We start from the raw sequence: 20,782 nt of genomic DNA on the forward strand, positions 1-20,782 counted from the left end.
GCTTCTTTTTTGAATGGACATACAAAGGAACAAAGGAGACTGGATGTGAGCAACACCTTCGTGATGGATGCGTGGTACGTCATCGCCTGGAGCGAAGACCTTCCCGCGATGGGCCGCGTGTCGAAGACGATCCTGGGGCTGCCGGTGGTCGCGTTCCGCGGTGAAGACGGGGTGGCGAAGGCGGTGACCAACCGCTGCGCGCACCGGGGCGTTCCGCTCAGCATGGGCACGGTCGTGGGCGGCAACATCCGGTGTCCGTACCACGCCCTGGAGTTCAATGGCGGCGGCGTGTGCGTGCGCAACCCTCACATCAAGGGGGAGCCCGGCCGGCTGACCGTGCGCAGCTACCCCGTGGCCGAGCGCCACGGCGCGGTCTGGGTCTGGACCGGTGACCCGGCGCGGGCCGACGCTGCGCTCATCCCGGACTTCAGCGGGTTCGACGTCGATGTGCCTGGTTACCGGACCATTCACGGTTACGTGACCGTGGAGGCGGACTACCGGCTGGTGATCGACAACCTGCTCGATCTGAGCCACGCCGAGTACCTGCACGCCAACACGGTCGGCACGCCGGGATCGTCTGGCTCGGTCAAGACCTCCGTGGACGTGGGCGACCAGCGCGTCACGGTGTTGCGAAAGGTCTTTGACCTCACACCTTCGGCCGTGTTCAAGCCGGTCTGGAGCCGGTCCGAGCGCATCGACCAGCAGGCCAACATGACCTGGCGCGCTCCCTCGCACCTGTTGCTCGACCTCGGGATCATGCCCACGGACGGCGTGTTGGCCGACGGCCTGCACTTTCCGTCGGCCCATCTGCTGACGCCCGAGACCGAACGAACAACGCACTACTTCTACGCCAACACGCGCAATTTCCTGATCGAAGACGCGGGCTTCGACGACAAAGTCCGCGCGACTTTCGTGCAGGCCTTCGGCAACGAGGACCGCCCCATCATCGAGGCGATCCAGCGCGCTGCGGTGGATGCCTCGGATGGATTCAGGTTCGCCGACTTCACGACCGGTGATGCGGCGGCCAGCCGCGTGCGCCGCATGCTGGACAAGCTGGCAGCCCCGCATTCGGCTTCCTGAGGTCGGATCGTTCGGCGTGCACCTCGCTGTCGGGCGGGCGCTGGTGCGCATCCGGGGGAGGGGCGGGTGCATGCGGGTATACCCTTACAGGTCGCTGCCTTCACCCGCACGCGAACCGCAGCGGACATGCCCCACCTGCAGAATGACCTGCATGAAAAAACGACCACGCGCGTCCACCTGGGCCAAAAGCTTCGAGCGCAGCCTCAACGCGATGACCCGGCTGGCGACCGCCTCCGGTGCCCGGGCGCTCAAGAAGACCTTGAAGCCCGTCGCGGCCCGGCGCACGCCGCCACCCGGTGCCGGGGCATGGATTCCCGGCGTCGTCATGGGCGCGGCGGGTGCCCGGCGCTTTCGCCTCTACCGCCCGCCCGGGGTGTCCTTCGGCGAGAAGCTGCCGCTGATGGTGATGCTGCACGGCTGCGGTCAGGACGCCAATGGCTTCGCGGCCAGCACGCGCATGAACCGCATCGCCATGCGCGAACGTTTCATGGTGCTCTACCCGGAGCAGGACCGCCTCGCCAACGCGCAGGGCTGCTGGAACTGGTTCGACACGGGCAGCCGCCGTGCCTACGGCGAGGCCACGTTGATCGTGAAGGCGGTCGATCAGGTCTGCCTGCTGTACCCGGTGGACAAGGCGCGCGTGGCCATCGCCGGCCTGTCGGCCGGCGCGAGCATGGCCGCCCTGGTGGTCACGCGGCACCCGGGGCGGTTCAAGGCCGTGATCATGCATTCGGGCATCCCGCCGGGCACCGCGCACTCCACCTTATCGGCGCTGGGCGCCATGCACGGCCATCGCGCCACCACGCCGTTGGCCGCCACGCCGGGCACGATGGAGGCCAGCTGGCCGCCCTTGCTGGTGATCCACGGCGACGCCGACGGGGTGGTTTCACCCAAAAACGGCCTGGCCGCGACGCAGGTCTGGGCTCAGGCCGCAGGGGCGAAGGCGGGCCCGGCACGCAGCGTGCAGCGGGGCAAGCGCTACCCGATGTCGGTCACCGACTTCAAGCGCAAGGGCAGCACGGTGGCCACGCTGGTCGCCGTGAGCGGCCTGGCGCACGCCTGGAGTGGCGGCGCCGCGAGCCAGGCGTTCAGCGATGGGCAGGGGCCGGACGCGTCGCGCATGGCCTGGGCGTTTGCGGCCAAGCAGTTTCCGGCTGGTGCGTGACGGCATGCCGGTGTGCAGCCGCTTCGATGGTCCCCTGTCGACACACTGCAGCCAGTTGCCATCGCCAAGTCAAGGCCCGGTGTGCGGCGATGGCTGCCCGGACCGCCCTATACTGAGCCCATCGATTTGCAGTCGCACAACCTCACTCCGTTGCCCGCGGATTGAGACAGCCCAAAGTGGTTTGGCGACTTGGTGGTAGGTCTCCGCGCTGTTCAGCCGCGCGCACAGTGCAATACATGACTTCACACGCATGACATGCTGCCCCAACACCTCAGCGAAAGCAGCTTGACGCCCCAGTCAGGTCGGTTCGTCGCGGCATCGCTTTTGCGTGGCCGAGAAGGGGCCGCATGCGCTTGAGTGGCCACTGCCGCGCAGCCCTTGTTTTCCTCGCGGTGATGGCCGCAAGTGCCGTGCAGGCTGCGCCGCGCGTGGTCCGGGTGGGCGTCTACGAGAACCCGCCCAAGCTGCTGGCCGGGCCACAAGGGCAACCCAGCGGCATTCTCGGCGACTTGCTGCACGAAGTGGCCCAGGTCGAGGATTGGACGCTGAAAGCGGTGCCTTGTGAGTGGGAGCGCTGTCTGCGGCTGCTGGAGGACGGCGCCATCGACCTGATGCCGGACGTGGCCTACAACGAATCCCGGGCGCAGCGCTTTGACTTCCACCGCGTGCCCGCACTGTCCAGCTGGTCGCAGGTGTATCGGAGGCCTGGCGTGACGCTTCAGTCGGTGCTCGACCTGGAGGGCAAGCGCGTGGTCGTGCTCGACGGCTCGGTCCAGCAGGAGCACCTGGCGGGCCTGCTGGCCAGCTTCGGGCTGCGTGCCGAGCTGGTGCCGGTGAAGTCCTTTGAGGAGGCTTTCAGCATGGTGGCCGCCGGCGAGGCCGACGCGGTGGCCGCGAACCACTTTTCTGGCGGAGGTGCGGCGAGCCGCCACGGACTCTCGGCCACGAGCCTGGTGTTCCTGCCCAGCAAGCTGTACTTTGCCGCGGCCAAGGGGCGCAATGGCGACCTGCTGGCCGCCATCGATGCCCGGCTGGACGCCTGGCAGGCGGACACGGGCTCGGTCTACTTTCAGGCGCTGGCACGCTGGGGGATGCAGAGCGCGCCATCCCGGGTGCCGGTCGCCTTCTGGTGGGGGTTGGCGGTGCTGCTGGGGTTGCTGGCGCTGGCGCTGGGCTTCCTGGCCCTGCTGCGGCGCGAGGTCGCGCGGCAGACGCTCGCCCTGCGCGCCAGCGAAGAACGGTTCCGCAACCTGGCCGAAAACTCCGTTGACTGGATCTGGGCGCTCGACCTGAACGGCCGCCACACCTACAGCAACCCCGGTGTCGCCACGATCCTGGGTTGCCGACCCGTGGATTTCCTGGCGCTTGACCCGGCGACGCTGGTGCACCCCGATGACCTGGCGTTGTTTGGTGCCACCCTGGAAGCGGCCCGAGCGCACCGGACCGGCTGGCGCAACGTCGTCATCCGCTGGCGCCACGAGGACGGCAGCTATCGGGTGCTGGAATCCAATGCCGAACCCGTCCTGGATGCCAAGGGGGAACTGCAGGGGTTCCAGGGGGTCGACCGCGACATCACCGAGCGCGTACAGGCCGAGCAGGAACGCCAGCGACTGGCCTCCATCCTGGAGGCCACCAGCGACATCGTCAGCATGGCCGATCCCGAGGGCCATCCCATCTACCTGAATGGACCGGGGCGCGCGTTGCTGGGCGTTGCCCCAGAGGGGCCCTTGTCGGAGGTGATCGCCGATGCGCATCCCCAGTGGGCGAGCGACATCATCCTGAACGAGGGCCTGCAAACGGCGATCCGGGAAGGCCGCTGGTCGGGCGAGACGGCGGTTCTCGGACCGGGTGGGGAGGAGATCCCGGTGGCGCAGCTCATCCTCAGTCACAAGGACCCACAGGGCAAACTGCTGTTCCTGTCCACCATCATGCGCGACATCCGCGCGAGCCGTGCGGCCGAGCTGGCGCTGCGCGAGAGCGAAGAGCGCCTGCGCCTCGCGCTGACCGCCGCCAGCCAGGGCCTGTACGACCTGGACCTGACCACGGGCGATGCCAAGGTGAGCCCCGAGTACGCGACCATGCTGGGTCACGACCCGGCCACCTTCCGGGAGACCAGCGCGGCGTGGCGCGATCGCATGCACCCGGACGACCTGCCCGCGGTGTATCGGGCCTATGAGGACTGCGTGGCGGGCCGCCTGCCGGAAATCCGGGTCGAGTTCCGCCAGCGCACGCGGGAGGGCGGCTGGAAGTGGATCCTCTCGCTGGGCAGGATTCAGGAGCGCGCGGCCGACGGGCGCCCGCTGCGCATGCTGGGCACCCACACCGACATCGACGCCATCAAGTCCGCCGAGGCGGCCCTGCGGGAACTCAACGCCACCCTCGAAGCCCGGGTCGCGGAACGCACCGCCGAGCTCACGGCGGCCAACCACGAACTGGAGACGTTTGCCTACGCCGTCTCGCACGACCTGCGTGCGCCACTGCGCGCGATGAGCGGTTTCTCCAGCGCACTGCAGGAAGACCATGCCGCCTCCTTGCCCAGCGAGGCCAAGGTCTATCTCGAGCAGATCGTCCTGGCCGGACGCAAGATGAGCGATCTGGTCGAGGGCTTGCTGACGCTTGCGCGCAGCACGCGCGGCGATTTGCGGATGGACTGTGTCGACGTGTCGGTGCTGGCCCAACGCCATCTGGCCGAACTGGCGGCGGCCGAGCCGGCGCGTCGCGTGTCGGTCGAGGTCGAGCAAGGCCTGACGGTGACGGGCGACGAGCGCATGATGGCCAGCGTGCTGGACAACCTGCTCGACAACGCCTGGAAGTACACCGGCGCCACGGCAGAGCCGAAGATCCGGGTGCACGCCTGCGCTGTCGACGGGCGGCCCGGTTTCTGTGTCTCGGACAATGGCGCCGGCTTCGACATGGCCCACGCGGCGCGTCTGTTCAAGGCCTTTCAGCGCCTGCACCGCCAGGACGAGTTTCCGGGCATCGGGATCGGTCTGGCCACGGTGCAGCGCATCGTGCAGCGTCACGGTGGCCAGATCAGCGCGCACGGTGTGCCCGGCCAGGGCGCAACGTTTTCAGTGGTCTTGCCGGCCAGGGCTGGCCAGCGGGAAGAGGAGTCAACGACATGAACATGAAGACCATCCTGCTCGTCGAAGACAACCTTCAGGACGAGATGCTCACCTTGCGCGCGCTGAAGAAGGCCCATCTCGCCAACCGCATCGACGTGGTTCGCGACGGCCAGCAGGCGCTGGACTACCTGTTCCGTGCCGGTGAGTTCGCCGACCGCGACGGCCCCGACCTGCCCACGGTGGTGCTGCTGGACATCAGCCTGCCGCGGCTGTCGGGCCTGGAGGTGCTCGAACGCCTGCGCGCCGACACCCGCACCGAGCTGCTGCCGGTGGTGATCCTGACTTCGTCCGACGAGCAGAAGGACCGCCTGAAGAGCTACGAGAACGGCTGCAACAGCTTCGTGCAGAAGCCGGTGGACTTCGCGGACTTTGCCGAGACCGTGGCCCGCCTCGGCGTCTACTGGCTTGCAACCAATGAGCCGCCACCTGAGCGGGCAATGCCGCGTTGAACCCGAGCTGGCCGACGGTGTCGACCCGTGGGAAAGACAGCGTTTCTCCTGGCAGGCCGTGGCGCCGCGAAACGCGTCCGTTTGGGCAGCACCCGTCGGTCAAGGTTCGACGCTGAGGGGCGGCCCCTGGCAAGCCGCCGCCGACCTCACTCCCTCACTCCCTTGCCCCTCACACCCCACGCATCGCCTGCGCCGCCTCTGCATTCCCCAGCCCGGCCACCCCCGCCGCCGCGCCCAGCCGGTCCCGCTCTTCGCGGTTTTGCCCCAGCTTGGACTTGCCCACCAGGCGGGTGATTTCAACCTCGATGCCGACGATGGCCTGCAGCAGGCCGGTGATGAACTCGGGCGCGGAGTCGCCCATCTTCCAGGGCCTCGCCTGCTGCGAGCGTTGCTCGTGCTCGCGCGTGAGGCGCGCCACCAGGCCGCGCACGAAACGCTCGTCGTCCATCACGCGCAGGCGACCGTGGGCGTGCACGACCTGGTAGTTCCAGGTGGGCACGTGGCGGTGGTGTTCGGGTTTGCTGGGATACCAGTTGGGCGAGATGTAGGCCTCGCTGGCCTGGAAGATCACCAGCACCTCGGCACCCTCGGCGGGCACCTCGCGCCACACCGGGTTGGCGCGCGCCACGTGGGCGTTCAGCGTGCCGTGCGGCCCGGCGGCTTCATCCAGCTCGAACGGGATGTGGTTGGCGTCCAGGCCGTGGGGGCCTTGCGTGATCAGCGCGCCGAGCGGGTGTTCGCGCATCACGCGCTGCAGTTCGCCGGGCCGGGTTTCTTCGAAGTGGGTGGGGAGGTACATGGCGGGTGTGGGGTGCTGGGTGCTGAGAAGGGGTTTGTATCGGTATCGGTTCTGGCGGGTGGCGGGCACAGGGTGTCAGGGCCGGGTGTCGGTGTCCAGGGCCTGCTGGACCAGCTCGGCCATGGCCTGCGTGGCCTCGCCGGGGCAGGCCCGCAACCCGTTCACGGTGCCCACCCGGTCCGCCCGGGCTTCGTCCTGGCTGGCCTTGAGTTTGCCTTCGAGCCGGTCAATGGGGATCTGAATGCCGACGATGGCGCGCAGCATCTGGTCAATGAACGGCGCGGGCGCATCGGCCACGCGCCAGGGGGTGGCTTGCCGGGCTTCGTGCGCGTGTGTGAGGCGGTTCAGCAGGTCGAGCAGCGCGTCGCGGTCGTTGATCACGCGCGCCACGCCGTGCGCGTGGGCGGCGGTGTAGTTCCAGGTGGGCACGACGCGGCCGTGCTCGGCCTTGCCCGGGTACCAGCCCGGTGTGATGTAGGCCTGCGGGCCCTGGAACGCCACGACACACGGCGTTGCCGTGTGCAGGTCTCGCCAGACGGTGTTGGCTCGGGCCACGTGGCCGAGCAGGGTGCCGTGCGGGCCCTGGCGGCGGTCCAGCAGGAAGGGGATGTGGTTCACGGTCAGGCCGCCCGGTCCCTGGCACACCCAGGTGCCCAGCGGGTGGTCGTCGATCAGCGAGAAGAGGGCGTCCCGGTCGGTGAGCCGGTGGCAGGGGGGCAGGTACATGGGTGGGCCTCAGGTGTTTTGCAGCGCGTGACGCACCAGCATCGCCGACAGCACCCACATCGTCACACCGATCAATGCGTCCAGCACCTGCCAGGCGCGGGGCCGGGCGAACAGCGGCGCGAGCCAGCGCGCGCCGAAGCCCAGCGCGCTGAACCAGGCCAGGCTGGCGATGCTCGCGCCCGCCACGAACCAGGCTTGCAGCCCGGCGGGTTGCTGGGCGCCGATGCTGCCCACCAGCAGCACGGTGTCGAGGTAGACGTGCGGGTTGAGCAGGGTGAAGGCGGCGGCCTGCGCCATGGCTGTGCCGAGGCTCAGGCCGGCGCCACCTTCGGCCGCCTGCAACTGGCTCGCGTGCCTCGCGCGCTGCAGCGCCCGCCAACCGTACACCGCCAGAAAGGCCGCACCGGCCAGCGCCAGCGCGCGGGCCAGGCCCGGGCTGCTGCCCAGCGCCTGCGCCATGCCCAGCACGCCGGCGGTGATCAGCGCCGCATCGGCCAGCGCGCAGAACAGCACCACGCTGCCCACGTGCTCGCGCCGCAGGCCCTGGCGCAGCACGAAGGCGTTCTGTGCGCCGATGGCGACGATGAGGCCCAGGCTCAGGATCAGGCCCTGGGCGAAGACGGGCAACACCAGCGAGGCGGGGACGGGAACAGCGTTCATGCACCGAGATTGCCTGCGTTGTCTGATGAAGGCAAACTGTCTTTCCTTCACCCGATTAAGAAAAACTGCATTCATGCTGGACTATGCCGCCCTCCATGCCCTGGCCGCCGTGGTGCGGGAAGGCAGTTTCGACCGTGCGGCCCGCGCGCTGCACGTGACGCCCTCGGCCATCTCGCAGCGCGTGCGCCTGCTGGAGGAGCGGGTGGGCTGCGCGCTGGTGGTGCGCGGCCAGCCCTGCCTGCCGACCGACACGGGCCGGCGCATGTGCCAGCACATGGACCGCGTGCGCCTGCTGGAGCACGAACTGCACGACGCGCTGCCGGCCCTCGCGCCCGAAGGTGGCACGCGGGTGGCGCTGCCGGTGGCGGTCAACGCCGACAGCCTGGCCACCTGGTTCGCGCCCGCGCTGGCCGCGTTCGCCGCGCAGGCCCCGGTGCTGATGGCCGTGAGCGTGGACGACCAGGACCACACCGCCGAGTGGCTGCGCACCGGCGCGGTGCTCGCGGCCGTGACCGGCCACGCCCGGCCGGCGGCCGGCTGCAACAGCCAGCCGCTGGGCGCCATGCGCTACCTCGCGGCGGCCAGCCCGGCCTTCGTGGCGCGCTATTTCGGCGATGGGGTGGGCGCGGGCAGCCTGGCGCACGCGCCCAGCCTGGTGTTCAACACCAAGGACGAGCTGCAGGCGCGCTGGGTGCGGCGCCTGTGCCACCGCCATGTGGAGCTGCCCCGCCACACCCTGCCGTCATCCCAGGCCTTCGTGACCGCCGCGCTGGCCGGCATGGGCTGGGGGTTGCAACCCGAGGCGCTGATCGCGCCGCACCTGGCCGACGGCTCGCTGGCCGAACTGGTGCCCGGGCAGGCGCTGGACGTGCCGCTGCACTGGCAGACGGCGCGGGCCGCCTCCGGCCTGCTCGACGGCCTGACGCGGCAGATGCTGGCGGCCGCTCGCGACGCCCTGCGGCCACTGTGAGCCCTGCGGTCGCCCTTCAATGACCTTGGCAGGCCGCTGGTACCCACGGGCGTGTCCCTGTCGTTTGCTAGGATGCGACGCTGCTTTCCCGCCATTCATCCCCGTTTCATGTCGCATTCCCCTCACCCAGACCACTACCGCCCCGACATTGATGGCCTGCGCGCCATTGCCGTATCTGCTGTGGTGATCCACCACGCTTTCCCCGAGTGGTTCCCGGGTGGCTTCATCGGGGTGGACATCTTTTTCGTGATCTCGGGCTACCTGATCAGCTCGATCATCCTGGACAACCTGGCGCGCAACCGCTTCAGCTTCGCGGACTTCTATGCCCGCCGGGTCAAGCGCATCTTTCCCGCCCTGTTCCTGGTGCTGGCCTTCACGCTGGTCTACGGCTGGTTCGTGCTCTCGCCCTTGGACTACAAGGCGGTGGGCAAACACGCGGTGGCCGGCAGTTTCTTCATGTCGAACTTCGCCTTCTGGCGGGAGGCGGGCTATTTCGATGCCTCGGCGGTCGAAAAACCGCTGCTGCACCTGTGGTCGCTGGCCATTGAAGAGCAGTTCTACATGTTCTGGCCGCTGGTGCTGGTGGCGCTGCACCGTTGGCACCAGCCCAAGAAGATCTGGGTCCTGGTCCTGCTGCTGCTCTCGCTGGGTTTCAACCTCTGGCTGGTGCGGGGGGATGCGAACTCGGCGTTCTACAACCCGCTGGGCCGCTTCTGGGAAATGATGATGGGGGCCTACCTGGCCGCCAGCCGTCCGGCCCCGGGTGCACCGGTGCCCGTCACGGCCCGCCGGGCGCAGTGGCTCTCCAGCCTGGGCATCGGTTTGCTGGTGCTGGTCATGGTCGAGCTCCACCCTGAACGGCGGTTTCCCGGTGGCTGGGCCTTCTTCGGCACCCTGGCCACCTGCCTGCTGATCGCTGCCGGCCCCCGGGGCTGGTTCAACCGGTATGTGCTGTCGAGCAAACCCATGGTCTGGATCGGTCTGATCAGTTACCCCCTCTACCTGTGGCACTGGCCGCTGCTGGCCTTCCCGCACATCGAGCACGGAGGGGTGCCCCCCGCGTTGCACCAGGTCGGCTGGATGTTGCTCGCGGTGCTGCTGGCCTGGCTCACGTACCGGCTGGTCGAACAGCCGATCCGGTTCGGGCATTGGCGCCAGTGGCGCTTCACCACGGTGACCCTGAGCGCCGCCGTGGCGGTGACCGGTCTGACCGGCTTCACCATCTACAGAAAGGAGGGGCAGCCGGAGCGCCTGCAGATGCTGGCGGCGAACCAGGCAGCGAATCAGGCGGCCCGTGACGGCTCGCCCGAGCAGATCCAGAAGCTGCTGGCCACGCTCTCGACCAAAGGCGGGAAGCCTGCGGTCATCGAGGGCTGGCGCGACGGCGACTGCATGCTGGACTACAACCTGCCGCCCAGCAACTTCAAGCCGTTCTGTGTCGAGAAAAAGCGGCCCCTGGTCTTCCTCTGGGGCGACTCGCACGCCGGTTCGCTGTACCCGGGCTTCAAGGCGCTGCAGGACAGCGGCAAATACAGCTTCGGTCTCGGGGAGCGCACGGCCGCGATCTGCCCGCCCATCCTGGGCATCGAACCACGCCCGCTGTGCCAGAGCCTGAACGACGACACCATCCGCGTGATCCGCGAGACCAAGCCCGACATCGTGGTGCTGTACGCCTGGTGGCACGAGGGCAAGGTCAAGGGCCGCTACAAGGACATCCGTGGCCTGGAGCCGACCGTGGCCGAACTCAAGAAGGCCGGCGTCAAACGCATCGTGCTGCTCGGCGCGGTGCCGTACTGGCGCGAGGACCTGCCCAAGGTCTTGCTGAAGCTGTGGAAAGAGCAGCAGCGTCTGCCGCTGCGCCTGGGTGACGAGTACCTGGACCCCCACGTCAAGGCCGCCACGGCCGACATGCGCCGGCGTTCCGCCGCCATGGGCATCGAGTTCATCTCGGGGATGGATTACTTCTGCAACAAGGACGGCTGCCTGACGCGCATGGGGCCGGGGTCCGCCGAGCCCCTGAGCTTCGACTACGGGCACCTGTCGCTGCCCGCAGCCACGTACTACGTCGATCAGATCGCACCGCTGATCCTGGGCCAGCGCTGATGCGGCCTGGCCACGTGGCGGTGCGCCGAGCGCCCGTCAGGCCAGCCAGGCCTTGACGCGGCCTGACAGCGCCTCGGTGCTGATGCCGTAGCGCTCGTGCAGCGTCGGCAGGGCGCCGGCGTCGAGGTAGGCGTCGGGCAGGCCCGCGAGGCGGAATCGCGCGGGCTGCACGCCGTTCTGCAACAGCGCGCTGGCCACGGCTTCGCCCAGGCCGCCGATCACCGAGTGGTTCTCGGCCACCACCACCAGGCGCGGCTTGGAGCCCACCTCGGCCAGGAGGGTCGCGGTGTCCAGCGGCTTGATGGTGGGGCAGTGCAGCACCGCCACGCCGATGTTGTCGGCCTTGAGCGCCTGCGCCACTTCCAGTGCGCGCATGGTCATGAAGCCGCTGGAGACGATGAGCACGTCGTTGCCATCCACCAGGCGCTTGGCCTTGCCGAGCTCGAAGCTGTAGTCGTATTCGTCCAGCACCAGCGGCACGTTGCCGCGCAGCAGGCGCATGTAGACCGGGCCGTCGTGGGCAGCCATCTGCGGCACGGCCTGTTCGATGTCCAGCGCGTCACACGGGTCGATGATGGTCAGGCCGGGGATGCCGCGCATCATGGCCAGGTCTTCGGTGGCTTGGTGGCTGGGGCCGTAGCCGGTGGTGAGGCCAGGCAGGGCGCAGCACATCTTGACGTTGAGGTTTTCCTCGGCGATCACCTGGTGGATGAAGTCGTAGGCGCGGCGCGTGCCGAACACGGCGTAGGTGGTGACGAAGGGCATCAGGCCTTCCTTGGCCATGCCGCCGGCCGCACCCATGAGCAGCTGCTCGGCCATGCCCATCTGGAAGTAGCGCTCGGGGAAGGCCTGCGCAAACAGGTGCAGGTCGGTGTACTTGCCGAGATCGGCGGTCATGCCGACGATCTCGGGCCGGTTCGCGGCCAGCTCGACCAGGGCCTTGCCAAAGGGTGCGGCCTTCACCCGCTGGCCTTCGCTCGCGATGGACGCGATCATGGCCGAGGTGGTGAGGCGGGGTTTCTTTTCAACAACGGTGTTCATGCGGCGGCTCCTTCGGGCGCGGATTGGTCAAGGACGGCGAGGGCCTGCTGCCACTCGGGCGGGTCCACGCGGATGAAGTGGTTCTTGTCACGCGTTTCGAGGAAAGGCACGCCCTTGCCCATCAGGGTGTTGAACAGGATCACGCGGGGCTTGGCGTCTTTCAGGTTGCGCGCCGTGTCGAAGGCGGCGCGCACAGCGGCCATGTCATTGCCGTCGATGCGCTGCACGTGCCAGCCGAAGGCCAGCCACTTGTCGGCCAGCGGCTCGAAGCCCAGCACCTTGCTCGATGGACCATCGGCCTGCTGGTTGTTGATGTCGACCAGGCAGATCAGGTTGGAGAGGCCGTGGTGTGCGGCCGACATGGCGGCTTCCCAGGTGGAGCCTTCGTCGAGCTCGCCGTCGCTCATGGAGTTGTAGACAAAGGCCGGGTTCTGCTTGTGGCGCAGGCCCAGCGCCATGCCCACCGCAATCGGCAGGCCTTGACCCAGCGAGCCGCCCGAGATTTCCATGCCCGGCGTGTAGGTGGCCATGCCCGACATGGGCAGGCGGCTGTCGTCGCTGCCGTAGGTTTCCAGCTCTTCCTCGGGAATGATCCCGGCTTCGATCAGCGCCGCGTAGTGGGCGATGGCGTAGTGGCCGTGCGAGAGCAGGAAGCGGTCGCGGCCTTCCCACTCGGGGTCTTCGGGTTTGAAGTTGAGCGCGTGGCCGTAGGCAGCGGCCAGCACGTCGGCCCAGCCCAGGGCCTGGCCGATGTAGCCCTGGCCCTGGACCTCGCCCATGCGCAGGGCGTAGCGGCGGATGCGGTGGGCGCACTGCGCCAACGCAGGAAGTTGGTCTGCGGATGAAGTCATGGAAATGCTCCTGAAAAGAAAGGGGGAGGTGCTCAGCGCAGGATCGATGCAGGCACGTAGGAGACCAGCGCGAGGACGAGGAAGGCCACGAAATAGAAGGGGCCGAGTTCGCGCACCGTCTGGCCGACCTTGACCTTGGCCAGCGCGCTGGTGATGAAGAGCGTGGTGCCCACCGGGGGCGTGTAGAGCCCGACCGCCAGATTCACGACCATCATGATTCCCAGTTGCACCGGGTCCATGCCGATGCTGGCGGCCAATGGCAGGAACACCGGGGTGAGCAGCAGCACGGCGGCGGGCAGGTCGATGAACATGCCGATGAGCAGCATGAGCAGGTTCATGATCAGGATCACGATCCAGTCCTGGCTCACGTTCTGCGTGATCCAGTTCGCCACGCCGGCGGGCATCTGGTCGTAGGTCAGCAGCCAGCCGATCGCGGCCGAGGCCATGATCACCAGCAGCACCACACCGGTGGCGAGGCCAGCGGACACGACCGCGTCGTTCAGGCGCTTGAACGACAGGTCGCGGTAGACCACCACCGACACGGCGGCGGCGTACAAGGTGGACAGCACGGCCACTTCGGTGGGCGTGGCGATGCCGAAGCGCAGGAACACCACGATCAGCACCGGCAGCAGCAGAGCGGGCGACGCGTACTTCAGGTGGGTGCGGAAAACGCGCCAGTCCATCGGCGTGGTGTCGCGTGGGAAGTTGCGGCGCTTGCCCACCCACCAGCACATGAACATGAACCCGCCGCACATCAGCATGCCCGGCAGGATGCCGGCGACGAACAGCGCTGCGATGGAGGCGTTGGCCGTCAATGCGAACAGGATCATCGGGATCGACGGCGGGATCAGGATGTCGATGGTGGCCGCAGCGGCCAGCGTGGCGGCCGAGAACGCCGGTGGATAACCCAGGCGCTTGTGCCAGGGGATCAGCAGCGAGCCGATGGCCGAAGCGTCGGCCACCGCCGAGCCGGAGACCCCACCGAACAGCGTGGACGACAGCACGCCCACCTGCGCCGGACCACCGTGGAAACGGCCGATCAGCGTGCTGAGCACGCCGACCAGCGCCGCGCCCAGGCGCCCGCCCATCATCAGCGAGCCGGTGAGCATGAAGAAGGGAATGGCGATCAGCGGGAAGCTCTGCACCTGGGCCACCATCTGCTGCACCAGCAGGTCCAGCGGGACGCGGTCGGAGGTGGCGGCGGCGGCCATGGCCGCGATCAGCAGCGCGTGGGCGATGGGCACGGCCAGCACGGCCGCAGCGAGAAAGACAAGAAGAATGAGGGCGCTCATGGCGTGTTCCTTGGGCAGGGTTTGCAGTGGCTTACCAGTGCGCTTCAGGCACGGCGCGTTCGTCACCCGGGTCGTGTTCCACCGGTGGTGCCTGCCACGCGTTCCAGGCCGACTTGCATGCGAGCAGGCCCAGCATCAGCAGTCCCACCATGACGCAGCCGTAGGTGAACGAGCCAGGCACCTGCAGGATGGCCGACTTCTCGTCGTGCACGATCTCCAGCATCTGGAATGTGGCCCAGGCCAGCGTGCCGTAGAGGGCCGCGACCACCAGCCAGGTGCCGATGGCCGTCCAGCGGCGCAGCGCAGGCGGCACGGTGTCCATCAGGAAACTGGTGGTGATGTGGGCGCCGTGCGCGGCCGCCAGCACCACGCCCGACATGACCAGCCAGGGAAAGAGCAGCTCAGGCACTTCGTTGGCCCATTGCAGGCTGCTGCCGGTGGCGTAGCGCAGCACGGTGTTGACCACGAGGATCGCGAAGATGACGGCCGTGCTGATCCACAGCAGCACACGGCACAAGCCGACGACGGCCCGTTCGATGAAGTTCATCGGAAGACTCCTTGTGCTGCAGGGGCCTGGGCCCCTGCAGCGGCTGAAGGGAAGGACTGGCTGGAGCGCGCGAGGCGATCAGCGCGTGGCGGCGATGACCTTCTTGAGGTAGGGGCCGATGGGCGTGGCCAGCCACTTGTCGTCCACCGCGGCGGTGGCCTTGGCGAACGCGGCCTTGTCCACCGTGGTCACCTGCACGCCCTTGGCCTTGAGGTCGTCGAGCAGCTTGGCGTCGGCGTCGGCCGAGAGCTTGCGTTGCAGCGCGGTGGCTTCCGCCGCGGCCTCGGTCACGGCCTTGCGGTCGGCTTCGGAGAGGCGGTCCCAGCTGCGCTTGCTCATCAGGAACGGCGTCATCTGGAACATGTGGCTGGTCAGCGCCAGGTGCTTCTGCACTTCATACAGTTTGCTGGCGTGGATGTTGACCAGCGGGTTCTCCTGGCCGTCCACCACGCCCTGCTGCAAGGCCACGTACAGCTCGGCGAACTTGATCTGCTGCGCCTCGGCGCCCAGGGCCTGCATGATGTCGACCAGCACCGCGTCGGGCGGGGTGCGCATCTTCAGGCCCTTCATGTCCTCGACCTTGCCGATGGGGCGCTTGCTGTTGGTCATGTGGCGGATGCCGTTGTCCCAGTAGCCCAGCACCACCATGCCTTTGTCGGCCGATTTCTGCGCCAGCTCCTGGCCCAGCGGGCCGTCGAGCAGCTTGAAGGCCTGCGCCGGCGTGGAGAACATGAAAGGCATGCCGTAGGCCGCGTACTCGGGCACGGCGGACGACACCGCACCTTGCGAGTTGGCCGTCATGTCGAGCGCGCCGGTGCGCACCGCCGTCACCATGGCGGCATCGTCGCCGAGCTGGCCTGATGGGGCGACCTGCACCTCGATGCGGCCAGCGCTCTTGGCCTTGAGCACCTCGGCGAACTTGACGGCGGCTTCGTGGCGCGGATTGCCCGGCGCGGCACCGTGGCCCAACGTGAGTTTCGTGGTCTGGGCCTGGGCGGCGAGGGGCAGGGCGGCGGCCAGTGCGGCCACGGCGAGCAGGGTGCGGGTGAAGGTCTTGCGTTGCATGGTGTTGTCTCCGGTGGTTGTGGGTGAAGGTGAAGGGTTCTCTTGAATCGGTGCGCCTCGGCGCCTGCAACGGTCCAACCCAGAGGCACCGCCGGGCCGCCCTTCGACAAGCTCAGGACGGACGGCCAGTGCCGCCCCCTGGGGGGTGACGCCGCAGGCGGCGCGGGGGGGGGGTCAATGAATCAACATGCCGCCGTTCACGTCGAGCGTGATGCCGGTGCAGTAGGTCGAGAGCGGGCTGGCCAGGAACACGCAGGCGCCGGCGATGTCGTCGGCGCGGCCCAGGCGGGCCAGCGGGATGGTTTCGGCGATCTCGGCCTTCTTCTCTTCGGTGAGTTTGCCTTTGATGATGTCGGTGCCGATCAGGCCGGGCGTGATGCAGTTGACCCGGATGTTCTCGGGGCCGAACTCGCGCGCCATGGCACGCGCCAGGCCCAGCACGCCGGCCTTGGCGGCCGAGTAGTGAGGGCCGCCCAGGATGCCGCCGCCGCGCTGCGCCGACACCGACGAGATGCAGACGATGGAGCCGCTCTGCTGCGAGCGCATGGCGGGCAGCACGGCCTGCGACATGTAGAGCGTGCCGCGCAGGCTCACGTCGAGGATGCGGTCGTAGTCGGCGCCGGTGATCTCCAGCGTCTTGACCGGCTGGGTGATGCCGGCGTTGTTCACCAGCGTGTCGATGCGGCCGAAGGCCTGGAGCACCGCGGCGGCGGCGGCGTCGCACGAGGCTTTGTCGGTCACGTCGGCCACCAGGCCAATGTGGCCCGCGCCCAGCTGGGCGGCGGCCCCGGCCGGGTCGGCGCGTTCGAGGTCGAGGATGGCGACCTTGGCGCCCTGGGCGGCCATCAGGCGGGCGGTGGCGAAGCCGAGGCCATTGACGCCGGCACCGCCGGTGATGATGGCAACCTGGTCTTTGAGCAGCATGGGTTTTGTCTCCTGTGGGTTGAACAGCTCAGGAGTCGCACAGAGCGGGGTTGTCTGTGGTGGCACATCGCGTGCCTTGTCTCCTGTTCTTGGAGCGGATTCTGAAAGCCATGCAAGTTGATGACAAGCGATGAAATGTCAGCGTAAGATGAAGATCTGTCATTTGACGTCAGGGTTGACCCCATGGCCGCATTGCCCCCCATTGCCAACCTGCAGGCCTTCGAAACCGTGGCGCGGCGCCGCAGCTTTGCCCTCGCCGCGGCCGAGCTGCACCTCACCGCGTCGGCCATCAGTCACCAGGTGTCCCGGCTTGAGTCGCACCTGGGCATCCGCCTGTTCGAGCGCAGCGCGCACGGGGTGCGCCTGAGCCCGGCGGGCGAGCACTACCTGCTGCACGTGGGGGCCGCGCTCAATGCCATCGCGACCGCCACCGACGACCTGCGCCAGGGCATCCGCAACAGCCTGTATGTGCACTCGGCGCCCAGCATCGCCAGCCTGTGGCTCATGCCGCGCCTGCACCGCTTCGCACAGGCCTACCCGGACATCTCGCTCAACCTCTCGGCCGCCCACACGCCCAGCGACTTCGCACTCGGCCAGTCGGACATCGACATCCGCTACGGTATCCCGCAGTGGGGCGACCTGGTGGTGGAGCCCCTCTTCGAAGAAGCCATCGTGCCCCTGGCCAGCCCGGCCTTCATCCGGCAGCACAAGCTCAAGCGGGTGGAGCAGTTGCTCGAGCTGCCGCTGATCCAGAGCAATGTGAGCATCGTGCAGTGGTCCGACTGGTTCGGCCGCTTCACGAAGCTGCGGGCCCCCGACCGCTTTTCCCTGCGCTTCGACCGGGCACAGATGTCACTGGATGCCGCGACGCAGGGCCTGGGCGTGGCGCTGGAGAGCGCGATGAATGCGGGCGGCCACCTGGCCGACGGCAAGCTCAAGGCGCCGTTCGGCATGGACCAGGTCATTCGCGTGAAGGCGCACTTTGCCGTCTACCCGGAGCGCCATGCCAAGCGGCCGGCGGTCGAGGCGTTTCTGTCGTGGCTGCACAGCGAGGCGGCGAAGACCTGACCCCGCCGCCTGTGTACATTGCAGGCTCCACCAGGAGGACACCACCATGCGGGTATTTTTGATCGATGCGGACAACCTTTCCTCGCCCGCCTGGGTGGACGAGGCTTTCCAGGCGCTCGAAAACGCCGAGGGCAGCATCGCGGTGCGACGGGCCTACGGCAGCGCCGAAAACCTCAAGGGCCTGGCCGACACGCTGCGCACCTGGGCCATCCGGCCGTTCGTGAACCTGTCGCTGAGCAAGAACACCACCGACATCGCGCTCGCGGCCGACGCCATGGCGTTCGCCTGCCAGCAGCCGGCGCCTGCCATGATCGTGATCGGCTCGGGCGATGCGGACTTCTTGCCGCTGGTGGTGCGGCTGCGGGAGCGGGGCATCCAGGTGGTCTGCGTCTCCGAGGCCAGCAAGATGGCGCCCGAGGCCGTGCCGGCCTACGACCGCGTGCTGTACGTGGGCCACGCCGCGTCGGCCCGGCGGACGTCGCCGTCGCCCGCGCCGTCGCCCGCGCCCGCGAAGGCCCGTCGCGCCGCGCCCGCGGCGGCGCCGGCCACCAAGGCCGCGGCCAAAAAGGTGCCGGCCAAGAAGGCGGCCGCCCGCAAGGAAGCGCCCGCGGCCCCGCCTGCGCCGAAGGAGCCCGCGCGCAAGACCGCCGCGAAACCGGCCGCACCCGCCGACGGCCTCACGGTGTCGCGCATCCTCGCTGCGGTGCCGGCCTTCGAAGCCGGTGCCTGGCAGCCGCTGGGCGACGTGGCCAAGGCCCTGCGCGATGGCGGTTTGCTGGGCAAGAGCGCGCTGTCGACCAAGCTGTTCAAGAAGTTTCCCGAGCACTTCGAGCTCCGCCCCGGCCGGCAGCCCAACGAGGTTCGCCTCGTGTCGCCTCCGCCTTCCGTCTGAGCGCGTTCAGCGCACCGCCAGGCGACAGCTGGCGCGCAGCACCCCATGGTCAGGCCCCGGGCCGACGCTGCCCCCTTTCTTCGTTGAAGGACTCAATCCGTTTCAGTCGTGTCTGTCTGTAAGTGCCCTTGTGGCCGTCCTGCGCAGGGGAGTACGCTGATTTCCCCCTCGCGGTCGGTGCCGACCGGCAAGCCCGTGGATCGATGGCGGCGGGACCCGATGACGTCAACAACACACAGGAGACGGACATGAAGAAGAGCGGTATGGATGGTGGGCACCTGGCCCGTGGACGGTGGAGCGCGACAGCGCTCGCGGCGATGCTCTTGGTGGCCTGCGGCGGAGGTGGCGAGGGCGGCAGCGACGCGTCCGGCGACGCGGCCGTGGCCAAGCTGGCGCCTGCCGGCGCTTCTGCAGCGGGGGAGTCCTCCAGCTGCCTCAACCGGGTCAACAACACGTTCAACAAACTGCTGGAGTGCGTCACGCTCGACGGCGTGCGGCGCCACCAGCAGGCGCTGCAGACCATTGCCGACGAGAACAACGGCATCCGCACCTCGGGCACGCCGGGCTACGACGCCTCGGTGGACTACGCGGCGCAGGTGCTGCGCGACGCGGGCTACCGGGTGACCGTCACGGACTTCCAGTTCCAGACCTTCATCACGCTCTCGCCCACGGTGCTGGAGCAGGTGTCGCCCGGCCCGGCCGGCCCGCTGGCGAACAACGTCATGGAGTACTCCGGCAGCGGCGATGTGACCGCCCCGGTGACGGCGCTGACCCCCCCGCCGGGTGACGGCACCCCGGGCTGCGAGGCCGCGGATTTCGTGGGCTTCCCGGCAGGCAACATCGCGCTCATCAGCCGCGGGGCCTGTCCCTTCGCCCTCAAGGCCGCCAACGCGCAGGCCGCCGGGGCCGGCGGCGTCGTGATCTACAACAACACCGCCGGCGACCTCAACGGCACGCTGGGCGAGGCGTTCACGCTGGACATCGGCGTCACCGGGATCACCCAGGCCCTCGGCCAGCAACTGGCGGCCACACCGGGGCTGGTGCTGCGCCTGAAGACCGACACCTTCCGCGGCGAAGCGACCACCAGCAACGTCATCGCGGAGTCGCGCTCGGGTGATCCGAACAACGTGGTGATGGTGGGAGCGCACCTCGACTCGGTCAACGAAGGCCCGGGCATCAACGACAACGGCTCGGGCGTCGCGGCGATCCTGGAGACCGCGGTCCAGATGGCCAAGGTCAAGCCCCGCAACAAGCTGCGCTTCGCTCTGTGGGGCGCGGAAGAGTCGGGGCTGGTGGGCTCCACGAACTACGTGGAAGCCCTGTCCCAGGCCGAGAAGGAGCGCATCGCGCTGTACCTGAACTTCGACATGATCGGTTCGCCCAACCACGTGTTCTTCGTCTACGACGGCGACGACTCGGACGCCACGGGCGAAGGCCCCGGCCCCGGCGGATCGGACCAGATCGAGAAGGCGTTCGAGTCCTTCTACATGCAGCGCGGCGTGCCGTTCAAGGGCACCGACTTCGACGGACGCTCGGACTACCGTGCCTTCATCCAGAACCTGATCCCCGCGGGGGGGCTGTTCACCGGGGCCGAAGGCATCAAGACCGCCGCCGAAGCGGTGACCTGGGGCGGCACCGCAGGCCAGCCCTACGACCCGTGTTACCACCAGGCCTGCGACACCTTTGCCAACAACAACGACACGGCCCTCGACGTGAACGCCGACGCGGTGGCCTACACCACGCTGCTGTTTTCGATGAACACCTCGACCGTGAACGACCAGCGCGGCAAGGGCAACTTCCGCATGCCGGCGCTCAAGCCGCTGCACCCGGTGCCTTCGGCGAACTGATCGCTCTCTGAAGGCCCATGCCCGCCTTGCGGCTGGCATGGGGCCTTCCCGGATGGGCGGGGGTCAGTGCAGGGTGAGCGTCATCGCCGATGCGCCGCGGACCCCTGGCGCCGATGGTCACCAGTGGGCAACACATGTCGGTCCTGATTCGGGCCTTCTCCACACGGGGTTGCCCATT

The 20,782-nt window shown here is 68.4% G+C and carries 18 protein-coding genes; 9 read left to right on the forward strand and 9 right to left on the reverse strand.

The window, feature by feature from the left end:
* Positions 1-45: 45 nt before the first annotated feature.
* From IM738_RS05110 to IM738_RS05125, 4 genes are all read left to right on the forward strand, one after another.
* Positions 46-1,080 (forward strand): aromatic ring-hydroxylating dioxygenase subunit alpha, encoded by a 1,035-nt coding sequence (locus IM738_RS05110; protein ID WP_236964811.1) that lies wholly within the window; start codon positions 46-48, stop codon positions 1,078-1,080.
* 151 nt (positions 1,081-1,231) lie between these two features.
* Positions 1,232-2,245, forward strand: coding sequence for an extracellular catalytic domain type 1 short-chain-length polyhydroxyalkanoate depolymerase (locus IM738_RS05115; protein ID WP_236964812.1), 1,014 nt, complete (start codon positions 1,232-1,234; stop codon positions 2,243-2,245).
* Positions 2,246-2,640: 395 nt separating this feature from the next.
* Entirely contained in the window at positions 2,641-5,370 is a 2,730-nt protein-coding gene (locus tag IM738_RS05120) for a PAS domain S-box protein (protein ID WP_236964813.1), read from the forward strand.
* Entirely contained in the window at positions 5,367-5,819 is a 453-nt protein-coding gene (locus IM738_RS05125) for a response regulator (RefSeq protein ID WP_236964814.1), read from the forward strand. Before IM738_RS05120 ends, IM738_RS05125 begins: the two co-directional genes overlap by 4 nt.
* A 169-nt stretch (positions 5,820-5,988) precedes the next feature.
* Here IM738_RS05125 and IM738_RS05130 read toward each other — a convergent pair whose 3' ends face one another.
* The 3 genes from IM738_RS05130 to IM738_RS05140 all read right to left on the reverse strand — a co-directional run bounded on the left by IM738_RS05130 (position 5,989) and on the right by IM738_RS05140 (position 8,004).
* Positions 5,989-6,618, reverse strand: coding sequence for an FMN-binding negative transcriptional regulator (locus IM738_RS05130; protein ID WP_236964815.1), 630 nt, complete (start codon positions 6,616-6,618; stop codon positions 5,989-5,991).
* A 75-nt stretch (positions 6,619-6,693) separates the two neighbouring features.
* Positions 6,694-7,344, reverse strand: a complete 651-nt coding sequence (locus IM738_RS05135; protein WP_236964816.1) for an FMN-binding negative transcriptional regulator — start codon at positions 7,342-7,344, stop codon at positions 6,694-6,696.
* A 9-nt stretch (positions 7,345-7,353) separates the two neighbouring features.
* A complete protein-coding gene (locus IM738_RS05140; protein ID WP_236964817.1) occupies positions 7,354-8,004 on the reverse strand; it encodes a LysE/ArgO family amino acid transporter in 651 nt (216 codons plus the stop codon).
* A gap of 73 nt (positions 8,005-8,077) precedes the next feature.
* Here IM738_RS05140 and IM738_RS05145 point away from each other — a divergent pair, with 73 nt between their 5' ends.
* Both IM738_RS05145 and IM738_RS05150 read left to right on the forward strand, forming a co-directional pair.
* Entirely contained in the window at positions 8,078-8,974 is an 897-nt protein-coding gene (locus IM738_RS05145; RefSeq protein WP_236964818.1) for a LysR family transcriptional regulator ArgP, read from the forward strand.
* A gap of 108 nt (positions 8,975-9,082) precedes the next feature.
* The gene (locus tag IM738_RS05150; RefSeq protein ID WP_236964819.1) at positions 9,083-11,077 is read left to right on the forward strand and encodes an acyltransferase family protein; all 1,995 of its coding nucleotides are present in this window, start codon (positions 9,083-9,085) and stop codon (positions 11,075-11,077) included.
* 36 nt (positions 11,078-11,113) lie between these two features.
* Here IM738_RS05150 and IM738_RS05155 read toward each other — a convergent pair whose 3' ends face one another.
* The 6 genes from IM738_RS05155 to IM738_RS05180 form a co-directional block, all read right to left on the reverse strand.
* Positions 11,114-12,118, reverse strand: coding sequence for a transketolase family protein (locus IM738_RS05155; protein ID WP_236964820.1), 1,005 nt, complete (start codon positions 12,116-12,118; stop codon positions 11,114-11,116).
* Entirely contained in the window at positions 12,115-12,969 is an 855-nt protein-coding gene (locus IM738_RS05160; protein WP_236964821.1) for a transketolase, read from the reverse strand. Before IM738_RS05160 ends, IM738_RS05155 begins: the two co-directional genes overlap by 4 nt.
* Positions 12,970-13,001: 32 nt before the next feature.
* The gene (locus IM738_RS05165) at positions 13,002-14,261 is read right to left on the reverse strand and encodes a TRAP transporter large permease (RefSeq protein WP_236964822.1); all 1,260 of its coding nucleotides are present in this window, start codon (positions 14,259-14,261) and stop codon (positions 13,002-13,004) included.
* A 31-nt stretch (positions 14,262-14,292) separates the two neighbouring features.
* Complete coding sequence (locus IM738_RS05170; RefSeq protein WP_236964823.1) at positions 14,293-14,808, reverse strand: TRAP transporter small permease; 516 nt, start codon at positions 14,806-14,808, stop codon at positions 14,293-14,295.
* A gap of 78 nt (positions 14,809-14,886) precedes the next feature.
* Positions 14,887-15,873: a TRAP transporter substrate-binding protein gene (locus IM738_RS05175; protein ID WP_236964824.1), complete on the reverse strand. Its 987-nt coding sequence runs from the start codon at positions 15,871-15,873 to the stop codon at positions 14,887-14,889.
* A 174-nt stretch (positions 15,874-16,047) separates the two neighbouring features.
* Positions 16,048-16,797 carry an SDR family NAD(P)-dependent oxidoreductase gene (locus IM738_RS05180; protein WP_236964825.1) on the reverse strand — a complete coding sequence of 250 codons (750 nt, stop codon included), beginning with the start codon at positions 16,795-16,797 and terminating at the stop codon, positions 16,048-16,050.
* A gap of 183 nt (positions 16,798-16,980) precedes the next feature.
* On the opposite strand from IM738_RS05180, the gene IM738_RS05185 reads away from it, so the two are divergent.
* From IM738_RS05185 to IM738_RS05195, 3 genes are all read left to right on the forward strand, one after another.
* Entirely contained in the window at positions 16,981-17,865 is an 885-nt protein-coding gene (locus IM738_RS05185; protein WP_236964826.1) for a LysR substrate-binding domain-containing protein, read from the forward strand.
* A gap of 46 nt (positions 17,866-17,911) precedes the next feature.
* Entirely contained in the window at positions 17,912-18,757 is an 846-nt protein-coding gene (locus IM738_RS05190; RefSeq protein WP_236964827.1) for an NYN domain-containing protein, read from the forward strand.
* A gap of 248 nt (positions 18,758-19,005) precedes the next feature.
* A complete protein-coding gene (locus IM738_RS05195) occupies positions 19,006-20,604 on the forward strand; it encodes a M28 family metallopeptidase (RefSeq protein ID WP_236964828.1) in 1,599 nt (532 codons plus the stop codon).
* The last annotated feature ends 178 nt before the right edge of the window (positions 20,605-20,782 follow it).

The organism is Hydrogenophaga sp. SL48 (assembly GCF_021729865.1).
GTDB lineage: Bacteria > Pseudomonadota > Gammaproteobacteria > Burkholderiales > Burkholderiaceae_C > Hydrogenophaga.